Origin of the sequence: Pectobacterium parmentieri (assembly GCF_001742145.1) — a bacterium.
GTDB lineage: Bacteria > Pseudomonadota > Gammaproteobacteria > Enterobacterales > Enterobacteriaceae > Pectobacterium > Pectobacterium parmentieri.
The window spans coordinates 853,239-866,637 of the sequence record NZ_CP015749.1; the positions used below are offsets into that span (position 1 = coordinate 853,239).

At 49.0% G+C, this 13,399-nt stretch carries 13 protein-coding genes; 7 read left to right on the forward strand and 6 right to left on the reverse strand.

Going from position 1 to position 13,399, the window contains the following annotated elements:
• Positions 1–14: 14 nt before the first annotated feature.
• The 5 genes from A8F97_RS03695 (at position 15) to A8F97_RS03715 (ending at position 4,871) form a co-directional block, all read left to right on the forward strand.
• A complete protein-coding gene (locus A8F97_RS03695; RefSeq protein WP_033071745.1) occupies positions 15–1,919 on the forward strand; it encodes a bifunctional 5-dehydro-2-deoxygluconokinase/5-dehydro-2-deoxyphosphogluconate aldolase in 1,905 nt (634 codons plus the stop codon).
• Between the two features lie 35 nt (positions 1,920–1,954).
• A complete protein-coding gene (gene iolE / locus A8F97_RS03700; protein WP_014700596.1) occupies positions 1,955–2,845 on the forward strand; it encodes a myo-inosose-2 dehydratase in 891 nt (296 codons plus the stop codon).
• A 25-nt stretch (positions 2,846–2,870) separates the two neighbouring features.
• The gene (gene iolB / locus A8F97_RS03705) at positions 2,871–3,701 is read left to right on the forward strand and encodes a 5-deoxy-glucuronate isomerase (RefSeq protein WP_033071744.1); all 831 of its coding nucleotides are present in this window, start codon (positions 2,871–2,873) and stop codon (positions 3,699–3,701) included.
• A gap of 178 nt (positions 3,702–3,879) precedes the next feature.
• The gene (locus A8F97_RS03710; protein WP_050512667.1) at positions 3,880–4,587 is read left to right on the forward strand and encodes a zeta toxin family protein; all 708 of its coding nucleotides are present in this window, start codon (positions 3,880–3,882) and stop codon (positions 4,585–4,587) included.
• A gap of 26 nt (positions 4,588–4,613) precedes the next feature.
• On the forward strand, positions 4,614–4,871 hold the full coding sequence (locus A8F97_RS03715; RefSeq protein WP_033071743.1) for a hypothetical protein: 258 nt from the start codon (positions 4,614–4,616) through the stop codon (positions 4,869–4,871).
• Between the two features lie 38 nt (positions 4,872–4,909).
• On the opposite strand, the gene A8F97_RS03720 is transcribed toward A8F97_RS03715, so the two are convergent.
• The 5 genes from A8F97_RS03720 to A8F97_RS03740 all read right to left on the reverse strand — a co-directional run bounded on the left by A8F97_RS03720 (position 4,910) and on the right by A8F97_RS03740 (position 9,508).
• Positions 4,910–5,584, reverse strand: a complete 675-nt coding sequence (locus A8F97_RS03720) for an ABC transporter ATP-binding protein (RefSeq protein WP_014700592.1) — start codon at positions 5,582–5,584, stop codon at positions 4,910–4,912.
• A gap of 21 nt (positions 5,585–5,605) precedes the next feature.
• Positions 5,606–7,303, reverse strand: coding sequence for an ABC transporter permease (locus A8F97_RS03725; protein ID WP_033071742.1), 1,698 nt, complete (start codon positions 7,301–7,303; stop codon positions 5,606–5,608).
• Positions 7,287–8,333, reverse strand: coding sequence for a Fe(3+) ABC transporter substrate-binding protein (locus A8F97_RS03730; RefSeq protein ID WP_014700590.1), 1,047 nt, complete (start codon positions 8,331–8,333; stop codon positions 7,287–7,289). The genes A8F97_RS03725 and A8F97_RS03730 overlap by 17 nt, the downstream gene beginning before the upstream one ends.
• Positions 8,334–8,826: 493 nt before the next feature.
• The gene (locus A8F97_RS03735; protein ID WP_014700589.1) at positions 8,827–9,165 is read right to left on the reverse strand and encodes a DUF1869 domain-containing protein; all 339 of its coding nucleotides are present in this window, start codon (positions 9,163–9,165) and stop codon (positions 8,827–8,829) included.
• Positions 9,166–9,175: 10 nt separating this feature from the next.
• On the reverse strand, positions 9,176–9,508 hold the full coding sequence (locus A8F97_RS03740; protein ID WP_014700588.1) for a TehB family protein: 333 nt from the start codon (positions 9,506–9,508) through the stop codon (positions 9,176–9,178).
• 378 nt (positions 9,509–9,886) lie between these two features.
• Between A8F97_RS03740 and A8F97_RS03745 the strand changes: the two genes are divergently transcribed.
• Both A8F97_RS03745 and A8F97_RS03750 read left to right on the forward strand, forming a co-directional pair.
• Positions 9,887–10,477: a flavin reductase family protein gene (locus A8F97_RS03745; protein ID WP_025918660.1), complete on the forward strand. Its 591-nt coding sequence runs from the start codon at positions 9,887–9,889 to the stop codon at positions 10,475–10,477.
• Between the two features lie 554 nt (positions 10,478–11,031).
• On the forward strand, positions 11,032–11,463 hold the full coding sequence (locus tag A8F97_RS03750; protein WP_014700586.1) for a hypothetical protein: 432 nt from the start codon (positions 11,032–11,034) through the stop codon (positions 11,461–11,463).
• 265 nt (positions 11,464–11,728) lie between these two features.
• On the opposite strand, the gene A8F97_RS03755 is transcribed toward A8F97_RS03750, so the two are convergent.
• Positions 11,729–13,150 carry a hypothetical protein gene (locus tag A8F97_RS03755; RefSeq protein ID WP_033071741.1) on the reverse strand — a complete coding sequence of 474 codons (1,422 nt, stop codon included), beginning with the start codon at positions 13,148–13,150 and terminating at the stop codon, positions 11,729–11,731.
• Positions 13,151–13,399 lie beyond the last annotated feature (249 nt).

Here is a 13,399-nt window from a genome sequence, read left to right on the forward strand (position 1 = left end):
CAGGGTTTGCCGCTATGAGTAAGGAAAAGACGTTTGATGTGATTTGCATGGGGCGCGTTGCTGTCGATCTGTACGGGCAGCAAATCGGTGCGCGTCTGGAAGATATGGGCAGTTTTGCTAAGTATCTGGGCGGGTCGTCCGGCAATGTGGCTTATGGCACGGCGCGACAGGGGCTACGTTCTTCCATGCTGGCGCGGGTCGGCGACGAGCATATGGGGCGCTTTCTGCGTGAAGAGCTGAATCAGGTCGGCTGCGACACCAGCCATTTAATTACCGATAAAGAACGTCTGACAGCACTGGTGTTGTTAGGCATCAAAGATCGCGATACCTTTCCGCTGATTTTCTACCGCGATAACTGTGCCGATATGGCGATTTCGCCTGAGGATTTCACCGAAGATTACATTGCGTCATCACGCTGTCTGGCGATTACCGGCACGCATCTCTCTCACCCTAACACGCGTGCAGCGGTGCTGACGGCACTGCAATATGCGCGGCGCAACGGGGTGAAGACGGCGTTGGATATTGACTACCGTCCGGTGCTATGGGGGCTGACGTCGCTGGGCGATGGTGAAACCCGTTTTGTTGAAGCGCAGGCCGTCACAGCACAGTTGCAGCAGGTGCTGTCGCTGTTCGACGTGATTGTCGGCACCGAAGAGGAATTCCACATTGCGGGCGGTAGCACGGATACCTTGCAGGCGTTGCGCACGGTACGGCAGTACACGCAGGCGGAACTGGTGTGCAAACGTGGGGCGCTGGGTTGTTCGGTGTTTAGCGATACCATTCCCGACCACCTGGATAAAGGCATTACGATCAAAGGCGTCCGTGTGGATGTGCTGAACGTGTTAGGTGCGGGTGATGCGTTTATGTCCGGCCTGCTGCGTGGCTATCTCAACGATGAAGGTTGGGAGAAAGCCTGTGCTTACGCCAATGCCTGTGGTGCGCTGGTGGTATCACGCCACGGCTGTGCGCCAGCGATGCCAAGCAAAATCGAGCTGGATAACTATTTGGCGCGTGCGGCGAGCGTTCCACGCCCCGATCTGGACGAAGAGCTTAACCATCTGCACCGCGTGACGACACGTCGTAAACAGTGGCATGAGCTGTGCGTGATCGCGTTCGATCACCGTAGCCAGTTGGAAGACATGGCGCTGAACTGCGGCACGGAAATCAGCCGTATTCCGGCACTGAAAAAGCTGATTCTGCGTGCCAGCTATGACGCGGCACAACAGGCAGGGCTGGAAGGCAAAGCGGGTCTGCTGTGCGACGGCACGTTCGGACAGGATGCACTGAATGACATCACTGGCAAAGGCTGGTGGATCGGCCGACCGATTGAGCTACCGGGATCGCGTCCGTTAATCATGGAACGCGGCAACATCGGTTCACAACTGGTGAGCTGGCCGCTGGAGCACGTGGTGAAATGTCTGGTGTTCTTCCACCCTGAAGATGCCCACGCGCTGCGGCGCGAGCAGGAAATGAAGGTGATGGAGGTCTATCAGGCTTGTCGTCAGTCGGGTCATGAACTGCTGCTCGAAGTCATTCTTCCCGCAGGGATGGCGCACAGTGATGCGCTTTATCTGCGTGCCATACAGCGCTTCTACAACCTTGGCGTGCGGCCAGACTGGTGGAAGTTGCCACCGCTGTCTGCCGAAGGCTGGGAACAGCTCACGCCGCTGCTGGCGCAGCGCGATCCTTACTGTCGCGGCGTGGTCATCCTTGGACTGGATGCGCCGCTGGAAACGCTACAACAGGGGTTCAGCGCCGCCGTCAATTTCCCGATTGTGAAAGGGTTTGCTGTCGGTCGTACCCTGTTTGCCCAGCCAGCACAAAAGTGGCTGCGTAACGAGATCGATGACGCCGAATTGATTGAGCAAGTTAAACATAACTACCTGCAACTGATCGCCGTCTGGCGTCAGCGCGGTTAACCCGTTTCTATGTGATCGAATAAAGGGAAAATAACATGACTGTTCAACTTGGTATTAATCCACTCACCTGGACCAATGACGATTTGCCTTCTCTGGGCGCGGACACGCCGCTGGAAACTTGTTTGAGCGAAGGGCGGCAGGCAGGCTTCGTCGGTTTTGAATTAGGTAACAAGTTTCCACGTCAGGCCAGCGTGCTGGCGCCGATCCTGCAAGCGCATGATTTGCGGTTAGTCTCCGGCTGGTATTCCGGCGAATTGCTGACCCGTTCAGTCGAAGAAGAGATTGAAGCGGTGCAAGGGCATCTGGCATTGCTGCGCGACCTCGGCGCGACGGTACTGGTGTTTGCCGAAGTCACGGGCGCGATCCATGGCGACCAACAAAAACCGGTTCATCTGCGTCCGCGCTTCCCAGAAGAACGCTGGCCGGAATACGGCAAAAAGCTGACCGAATTTGCGCGCTACACACAACGTCAGGGCGTGCAGATTGCTTATCACCATCATATGGGTACGGTGATCGAAAGCGCACAGGACGTGGATAATCTGATGGAACACACCGGGCCGGAAGTCGGGCTACTGCTGGATACCGGGCACCTGGCGTTTGCGGGGGCCGATCCGGTGGCAGTGGCGAAGCGCTGGATTAATCGCATCAACCACGTTCACTGCAAAGATATCCGCCCAGACGTGCTGAAAGACGTGAAAAACCGTAAAACCAGCTTTCTGGACGCGGTGCTAAGCGGCGTCTTTACCGTGCCGGGTGATGGCTGTGTCGATTATCCGGCGGTATTCAGCATTCTGAAAGCTAACAACTACAGCGGATGGCTGGTGGTCGAAGCGGAACAGGACCCAGCCGTCGCGCATCCGCTAACCTATGCAACGCTGGGCTACAATAACTTGCAACGTTTCGCCCAGCAGGCGGAATTGATCTGATTTGTGGTGATATAGGAGGAAAAAGATGTCCCGACTCTTATCACGTCATCGTGCGCCTGATGAAAACGGGCGCTCGCAGCACATCACCCCGGAAACGGCGGGCTGGCGATATGTAGGGTTCGATGTGTATCAACTGGCATCGGAGCAGGTGCTGTCGCTGCCCGCTAGCGATAACGAACGCTGCTTGGTGCTGATCAGCGGTAAAGCTACCGTTGTCACGCCGAGTGAGCATTTCGAGCAGATTGGCGACCGAATGAGCCCGTTTGAACGCAGAAAGCCTTATGCGGTTTATGTCACGACTGGCGAAACGATTACGGTGACGGCACACACCGCGCTGGAGTTGGCAGTGTGCGCCGCACCGGGGTTTGGCACACATTCTACCCGGCTGATCGCGCCGCAGGATATTGACGCCGAGCAGCGTGGCGTCGGCAATAATCAGCGCTACGTGCATAACATTTTGCCAGAGGATAAAGCGGCGGATAGCCTGTTGGTGGTCGAAGTGTACACCGATGAGGGCTGTACCAGTTCTTACCCCAGCCACAAGCATGACGTCGATAATCCGCCGCAGGAAACCTATCTGGAAGAAACCTACTACCATCGGTTGAATCCAGAACAGGGGTTCTGCCTGCAACGCGTCTATACCGATGACCGTTCATTAGATGAATGCATGGCGGTATACGATAGGGATGTGGTGCAGGTGCCGCGTGGCTACCACCCGGTTGCCACGATTGCGGGCTATGACAGCTATTACCTAAATGTGATGGCAGGCCCTACGCGCCAGTGGCGTTTCACCTGGGAAGCAGATCACCAGTGGATCAACAGCCCCGAGTATGCGGATAAGCACAGGCAGGGATAGAAATAATCGTATTGCCGCAAGGTGGTGAAAGTATCTGGCATAGCGCTTCTCTGTTTTGCGAGGCCTATGCCAGTTTTACGTTTGGTCTGTGTATTTTCTCATTTAAACCTACTGTTTCTATTGGGCTACTCGTTATATTGCCTCGCAAGCATCATAAGGAATGACGGGTAAGGGATTCATGGATGACATAAAAATCTCTGCATTAGCGGAGGCTGTTGCTGAGGCGATAAAGGATATTGTTTATAACGCGATAACTGCTGGCCTGATGAAATCGGTGACCCCAGCAGTATTTTTTACGGCAGGTTCTCCCGGTGCTGGCAAGTCTGAGTTGATTAACCAAAGGCTCCGCGTTTTTTCTAATATTCTGGTGATAGATGCTGATGAATTCCGTCGGCTATTGCCTTACTACGAAGGAACCAATGCGCCACTCTTTCAGCGTGCAGCATCGAATCTTGTTGAGTATGTCTACATGAAAGCGACAACTGAAGGCTTAGACATCATCATGGATTCAAATTTTGCGAGTTTTAAGAACGCTGAGTTCAATCTCTCTCTGGCTTTAGGTCGTGGTTATTTAACGGCTATCGATTATGTCTATTTAGATCCTGCACTCGCTTGGGCGTATGCCAGACAGCGAAAGCGCAAGGTACCGTTGAGTGTACTAAAGAATAACTTCATTAAATGTCGTTCGACGATCAAGAAAGTGTTGAAGGATGAACGATTTATAGGAAGGGTACAGGTAACGGTGTATTACCGTGAAAAAGACTTTACGCAGCCCAATAAATTTAACGTTACTCGTATCAGAAATATTAAAACAGAAACCGAGTTTTTGAACTCGCATCGTTGCCCTTATACAAAACTTGCTCACCTTGGCGTTATTTCTGTATGATAAATATTCAGTATTAAGGAGTCGCTATGCCATCAAAATTTGAAACTTTGCAAGAAGAGACAACATTTTCTCTTGCTGACCTCTATGGTGACGATATCTCTCCTGATGCCGCAAAGGCTGACATGTTAGCGTTCGAGCGCTCTATGAATGATATGCTCCCTGCATTGCTTTCCTCTGCCACGGAGAAAACGGCTTCCACCGTTGATACTCTGAGAAAAAAATTTGCAGTAGTAGCTAAAGATTCTGCTAATGCTGATGAGATTGTCTTCCAGATTCAAAAGTAAATAGTAAATCGGATCTCATCGCTACCCCATTCCTAGCTTCATTCCCGCCATTGCAGCGTGCCTTCTTTCAAATACCCAATGTGACTGGCCATGAGTTCGGCTTCCTGTTCACTGTGCGTGACTAAAAGCGCGGTTTGTCCGGCGTCGCGTAGGATGTCGCGGACTTCCTGCCCTAATCGTTTGCGGCTGTCGGGATCGAGGCTGGATAGCGGTTCGTCGAGCAGCAGTACGGCGGGTTGGGGAGCTAGCGCCCGTGCTAGCGCGATACGCTGCTGTTGTCCACCGGACATCTCATGCGGGTAGCGTTGTCCCAATGTGGTCAGATCAACCAACTCAAGCATGGCGCGAACACGCGATTGCTGAAGATCTTTCGGCTGTTTTCGCAGGCCAAAGGCAATGTTCTGCGCGGCGGTCAGATGGGGAAACAGCGCGTAGTCCTGAAACACCATCCCGACATTGCGCTGTTCCGGCGGCAGATGCCTGTCTGGACCCGCCACGCAGTGCCCGCCGACGTGAATGGTTCCCTGAGTCACGTGCTCGAAACCGGCAATGGCGCGTAGCGCCGTGGTTTTGCCGCATCCTGATGCGCCCAGCAAACAGGCCAGTTCACCCGCGACAACCTGCATGGAGAAACCGTTCAGCACATGATGGAAATTATGCTTGTGCCCGTAGGCGACGTGGACATTATTCAGAACGAGTGTAGCCTCAGACACCTTGACTCTTCCTCATGATTTTCATTCTTTCTCAATCGACGTTTTTAGCTGACTGCGTGCCAGCAGCACTACGGGGAGTGTGCCGGCCACCACAATCAGCAGTGCGGCAATCGCGCCTTCTTCATAGGTGCCTCTGGCCGCTTCGGCATAGAGGACGGTTGCCAGCGTCTCGAAATTGACGGGGCGCAACAGCAGCGTCGCGGGGAGTTCTTTCATCGCGTCGGCAAACACCAGCAGCGCACTGGTTACCAGTGCCGGGCGCAGCAGGGGAAGATGCACGCGGAAAAAGGTAACCAGCTCGCTTTCACCCAGTAGACGCGATGCCTGTTCCATCACTGGAGGAATGCGCGTCAGTCCGGCATCAAGCGCGCCTATCCCAATCGCCATAAAGCGAATGGCGCAGCAGACTACTAGGAGGATCCCTGCGGAAAGCAGCGGTAATCCTTTATAGCCGATCAGCTCAGCGAGAAAATTATCCGTCGCCATACCGGGCGTCAGCAGACCGATCGCCAGTACCGTACCGGGAACGGCGTAACCCAGCGAGGCGATTCTTAATACGGTGCGGCGTCGTTCCGGCGATCGGTCAGTGATGGCCGAATGGCGGGCATACCATGCAATAATCAGGCTAACGACGGTGACGACCAGCGTGACGCCAACGGCCAGCAGCAGCGAGTTCTGTAACGACTGTATCAGGCCCGCGGAGATCGTCACGCTATCACCCAGCCGTTTGGCGCTTTCCCATGCCAGAAAGAGGGCAGGAGCGATGAAGCCGAGCAGAATCGGCAACGCCGTCGCACAGGTCGCCAGCCAGGCACGAATCCCTTTCAACGGCGCGGGCATGATGCCGCGCATCTGCCGGCTGGTGCCGTAGCGCTGGTTTTTCCGGCCATAATATTCCAGCGTTAACAGCAGGATGACCACCGTTAGCATCGTGCAGGCAATCTGTGCCGCAGCGGGCAAATCCGAACGGGTGACCCAGGTGGTGTAGACCGTCACGGTCAGCGTATTCACCCCAAGGAATTCAGACGCGCCAATATCATTCAGCGTTTCCAGCAATGCCAGGCTGGTGCCGACCGCCAGCGCAGGACGCGCCATCGGCAGGGCAACGTGCAGGAAGGTGCCCGTCGCGCTCAACCCTAGTGTGCGAGCCGCTTCCAGCAGGTGCGCGGGTTGGCTGATAAACATGGCACGCATGGTCAGGTAAACGTAGGGGTAGAGTACCAGCCCGAGAAGCAGAATAGCGCCCGTCATCGAGCGCAGATCCGGCAGGCGGAACTGACGCGGGCTGTCATAGCCGAGAAGACTACGGATCGCTTCCTGAATCGGCCCAATAGGATGCAGCAGATCGAGCCAGGCAAAGGCAACAATGTAGGTTGGCATCGCCAGCGGTAACAGCAGCGCCCAGCTAACGAACTGCCTGCCGGGGAAATCAAATGCGGTCACTAGCCAGGCGCAGCCTGCGCCAATCACCATCACTAATGCGCCGACGCCGACCAGCAGAATTAGCGTGTTGAATGCGGCATTGGGCAGCACGTAGCGCATCAGATGATCCCAATGGCCAATGCCTGCACTAGCCGCTAGCCAAAGCAGGGAAACCAGCGGAGCCAGTACACCGAGTGCAATGACGATAGCTGCGATGCGAAGTGGAGAAAAAAAGAGGCGCGGCCGCCCGAGGGCGCCGCGCAGGGTTGACGAACCGGTCTTATTGATCGAATCCAACTTTATCTACCAACTGACTGGCCTGTTTACGGAATTTAACGATGTCGGTCAGCGGAGTGCTATCCACATTCACTTCACCAATCGTGCTGCCAATGGTGGAATCCAGCGTAACGCCTTTGCGAACCGGATATTCGTAGTTTGCCTGAGCGTAGATCTGCTGAGCCGGAGCGGAGACCAGATATTCCATCAATTTCACTGCCTGATCTTTATGCGGAGCATGACGTGCAACGGCTGCACCGCTGATATTGACGTGTGTGCCGCCGTTTTCAAAGGTAGGTTGAACCACCTTGATGGCATCGCCCCATTTACGGGCATCTGTACCTTCTTTAGCGTTCTTCATGTGGCCGACATAATAAGAGTTCGCCAGACCCACATCACAGATACCACCGAGAATATCGCGTGCGACATCGCGGTCACCACCGGTGGCTTTACGTGCCAGATTCTCTTTCACACCACGCAGCCAGGTTTCGGTTTTAGCTTCGCCATGGTGTGCGATCATCGCGGCAACCAGCGCGGTGTTGTAAGGGTGTTGACCCGCACGGATACACACTTTGCCTTTCCATTTCGGGTCGGCCAGATTTTCGTAAGTAATGCTGGTCAACGGCAGTGATTTTTCCGCATAGAGCACGCGGGAACGCATCGACAGGCCAAACCATTGGTTGTCTTTATCGCGCAGCGCGGCAGGGATGACATCGGTTAACGTGCTGGACTGAATCGGTTGGGTAACGCCAGCTTCCACCAGATCGATCAGGTTACCGGCATCGACGGTCATCAGCAGGTCAGCCGGTGAGTTTTGGCCTTCTGCCTTCACACGCTCCAGCATGCCGTCCTTGATGAACACGGTATTCACGTTGACAGATGTCTCTTTAGTGAAGGCATCAAGCAGTGGCTGAATGAGTCCAGGCTCGCGCGTGGTGTAGAGGGTCAGAGAATCCTCTGCGGCGGCAGGTAATGCATAGGCCACCATCAGCGATGAGGCTAGCGTGAGCAGGCGCGCTTTTTTGCGCAGAACAGACAGCGTTTTTGACATGTTATTATCTTCTCCAGAGTGAATATGGTACGTAAATTAATAAAATAAGGAGATATTTTTGGCAGGTAACTAAAACAGTATATGATAATCACTCTTGTTTGCAATCTCATTGACGCAGTTTTATCGTGATGGGGGTCAACATACCGACTCATCTGGAGAGAGCGCGGATCTCTGTGTCGGTATCGTGGTGGTTGGCGGCTTTGAGTAGGGGTATTGCTACGGTGTCTGGCTTACGGCCAGCCTGCAGATAAGGGGATATCCACCAGCGTGTTTTAATGGTGAGTGAGAGCGCGTGCGCATCACTTTGTTAATAATTAATTTTGTGAATAGTTGTTTTAAATAACCAAGAGTAGGGTACAGGGGCGCTTGTTAGGTCAAAAGACATCCAGCGCCTGTTTTTAATTAGAATGGGTACTAAAATCCTAGGCTAAATAATTCGAATTGCGGAAGCATCGTACAGATTTAGCTTGAATTATTTAAAGTATATATTGACTTACCAGCCGCAGACGTTGGTTTCTTCATCTGCATCGTAACCACGGACGATATTAACCAATTCCTTCACCGCTTCAGCGGAATGTGTTTTATCTTTTAATTCATCAAGCGTAGAAAAATTTTTGTCAACGGATACGCCATTATTATTATTTGTTACCGTTAGCAAAAATCCTTTTTTATTCTCACCGACTAATGACAGTTCATTAATCAATTCCGCGACTGCACCCGCGGCGAAGTCTGGTACATAAAAAGCCATCGGTTTAAGATAAACTTTTTCTTTTTTTTCATTGTTATCGCAGTTCAACAGTGTTAATGAGTATCCTTTATTTTCACTTGTCATAATATTTACCTCAACCTTCTATCAGGATTTTTGGATCGACATAAAAATCTACATTGAATAGCGTATCATCAGATAATGCTTCAATTCTATGCCATTTCTCCGCAGGGAATACGCCAAATTGTCCGGCTTCGATTGTTAGTGTTTCGACGGGTTCCGGGCTTGTCTCATCAGCATACCCATAATAACGAATCGTCCCTTGCATCACGCACAAGCGCGGGTAAACGCCTTGCCGTGTTCCTGCGTCCAAATGGCGCTGCCAGATCGACGCTGGCGCCGTCTCTTTTGTCCAAAAAGGCGTTGTACGGGTATGAACATAATTTGCGGGTATGACAATTCGTTCCATGTTTAAACCTCATGCTTTACCCAGTCACATTGTAGACTGGAAGGAAAAAACCATATAGTGCATATCATATACCTCTTTTGAAACTTGTGAATTATTTTTTGCTAATTAATTTTTTACAATACCGAAACACTTCGTAAAAGGCTCTATTATCAGGGGCCGGTGTTTCGCATTTCGGTTATTTTTCTCCGTTTCTGAGTTGAGATGAAACTCACACTAAGGAATAGTTACATTAAGTTATTTATTAATGACCTACTTATTGGGGATAATAAATTAGAAAAATACCCTCATTGCTACTCAATTATGGTTATTGTTAAGTGCAAATCAAAAGAGTAAGAATGGAAAAATATAACGCTAGTCTATGATGAGGTTTTAACTCAAATGAAAAAAAATGTGAAACTCAGTTCGTTTTATTATGGCTTCCCTGTTTTTCTTGTTACAACGACGGATAATAGCAACGGAGATATTAATGTCGCTTCTATCTCATCGTCAATTTCTCTCGGCGATAAAATTATTATCGGTGTCAGTAAAGGAAGTAAAACATACGATAATTTATTATCTGGATCTGATGTTGTTATCAATATCCCTGATTACAAAATTTGGGAGAAGGTTGAAGCACTCGGTAAGTTGACTGGAAGCGATACGCTATCTGAAGGCCAGATAAAATGGGGGGTTCAGATATGCCAGGATAAATTCTCCAAAGTTGGTCTTCATACTGAACCCTCTACAGGTATTACGCCACCTCGGGTTATTGAATGTCCTATCCAGGCAGAATGTAAGACAGTTAGCACGACAGACAAAGGTCGTTTCATTCTTGTCGAACTGGATATTGTTAATGTTTGGGTGGACAGTGAGTTATTAGGCTCGAATGATGTTATCGACTCGTCGAAATGGAAACCCCTGATATATAATTTCCGTGAGTACGATACTACGGGTGATGCATTAGGCTTTAATTTTAAATACGGCCATTAATGTCCTAGAGTACAGGTTGTCGCTGTGTTAGCAGTAGGCAACCGCTCTCTTGGCTGGAATAGTTTTGCTGAGTAAATTGAATTTTTTGTCGGATTGCCGGTTCAGATCGTTAGGTTGTGCTTTAATAATTCTAGGTTCCTGCCAGATCCACGATGGAAAAATAAACGTTTTAAATCACCCATTATTACTGTCTGAGCATCATTAAATACCCATGTTTGTCATTCTGTGAATGTCGCTATATTCGTCATACTTCAATCTGCTTGTACATTAGCTGCGTTACCTGACACACTTCTTCCTAACGAGTCAGCGCATCGCGTTGTTAAAAATACTAACGTTTCGTCACACTACTCGGATTATCTTGGGTATAGGTGAAGTATGGTACAATAGTATAGGGTATGATAACGTTAGGAAAAGCGTCTGTGTTGTTCGCTATATTATGTGGTAGAAATAAATCACACCGAATATTGATGAACTTAATTATCAATGAAAATATCGAATTAATGCACTGTGGATATTATTTTAATTATTGTTAATAATCACTACCAAGGATGAAAATGATGAGTTGGGATATATTTTTACAAGCGCATGAAGATGGCGGGTTTGGGTATTTTCCTCTATCGGTTGTTTTTGAGTCATTCGGTACTGCTATTACCTATTCTAACATAGAAGGAAATGAGTGCTGTATCATTTTAGAATACCAAAATCAAGATGCGGAAATTTATATTGAAATTGAACTTATTGACAATATCCAGATGCTATCTAGCTTTTCCGTGAATCGTCCACCGGGGCATGATGATTTTTGGCAAGGGTTATGTAATATATTAAAAATAACATCGTCTGCACTTTTCTGGGGCGGTGATGGTAACTGTTTAGCTGTTGGGAGAGAAGAAACGATTAAACATCTTCCAGAGTCGATGATTGAGGCATTAGGGGCACCAACCGTTGTATCAAATTATCAAGATATTTTTAGAATGATACGATCGTGATGCGGATAAACCTTATCTGGGTGGCAATGAGGGCAGTGAACAGTGATGATGGCCATAGAAAAGATTGAGTATCAGGAATTGCTATCGATTGAAGGCATTACACCACGACGACTGCGGTAGAGGATAAGGGATAAATATCCTGGCTATCTTTAAAGGGATAGATTGTGTAAATGACGCTTTTCTTGATTGACTAAAGCCAGATTTAAATTGTTAAATCTGGCTTTAATCATCACTATCAGGAGAAGAGTATTCTCATTTCTGATCGCTATTTCACCATAACATCGCGGAAAGTAAAGCGTTGTTTCTGACCTGATTTTTGGTAACCGATACGCACGAAGATACCTAAATCTTCGATGTAGGCGTAATCACTGCTCATTGGCACGCCATCTCCACGGTTATCCGTACAAATTATTTCAAGATAACGCCCTGTGAACGCTGAACTCATATCTTTAGCATTGGACCATTTTTTATCAGCCTGACACTGCTGGCTTGTTGATTTATTATCGCTGCCTATGCTTTTCCAGTGATATTCGGTCCCTTCTTTTGGGGGAAGGGAGAAGGTATTCTCTAGTTTTTGGCTAACAACGGGGGAGGGGGCGATGGAATCCCATTTTTTTAATTCAACAATATTAAATAAGCGTTGATGTTGTGTATAAAATGGAACACCACCAAGCGTTAATTTATCCAGCGTCAATGTTGTCCCATCCGGTTGACGAGCGATTATCGTGGCTGAGTGCATGCTAATATTCATTTCGTCGTCGTCGGGTGATATTTGAGTATAAGCCAGTTGCTGGAAGGCCTTAGGTTGGGGAGCATTGGCTAACGCTTTCTCAATGACCGTCGTTACTTCTTTGGCAAGAGGATAACTTTGTAAGTACGCAGGATCATTTTTTTCAAAATTGGGTAACGTGAGTTGATTATCCGCCAGTGCTTTTTCGCGAAGTATTAATGTCCCTGTGCTTTTAAGTTGATGAATATCGCGAATGGCGCAAAGTTTTTTTGATATCTCAACTTTTTCTTGACCAAGGGAAATGAAATTATCTTCAGTCGTCGCTGTGTAATCTGTAATAAATCCTTGGTTATCTATGAAATAACTGTTTATCTCTTTACCTTGGTTGTTTTTACAGTTCAGGATCATGTCCTGAATCTTGATAGAATATGGCGCGGCATATTTTTTATCTTTATAGGTTAAGGCATAGTCGGTTGCCAAACGTATTTTAAGTATTTCTCCTTCGCGCTTACTCTTGCTAACGTCAACAAAATATTGATCTTTTAGGTCATTTCTAATAGAGAGAGCAACCCATTGCGGGGCTGGAATAGTTTGATGGCAAACATCCAATTCGGGCTTTGTCTTGAGTAAACTTTTTTCATCTGGCTCAAAAGGTACACCGGGGATGTAACGAAGAAGGGAATTTGTTCCATAGACTCGAATATCTGACCGGGTTGATGAGGTAACTGTAGAAAATAACAGCGTTTTCTTATCCGTTGTACAGTCAGCGCTCAACCATGATTCGTTAACTTCGCCAGTGTGCATTACTATGCGATAAAGCACATTAATGCTTTTTCCTACCTGAACCGTGCTATCGGGAACCCAGTCTACGCTTTTTAACATTTCTTGTGGGGAGGGAAGGGCGAAAGCCGGGGAAGATAGCATCAACCCTACAGGAATTGCGGTTAACAGATTCATTTTTAATTCCTTTTCACTAATCCATAGACGCAAAGATGTTACCCGAAGAGTAAATTTGAAAGCCAGTCATTCATCCACTTCACAGTAATATGTACCAATTTTAGGTGCACATACGTTGAGTGAGAGAACCTACAAAGGCGAGCTTCATTTGTTCCATTGAGTTCCATAGGGTAAGTGTGGAACCTTTCCAGAATCCCTACTCTTTTTGCGTAGCTGAACATTTGAGCAAGCTGAGAATGACGACGCTAT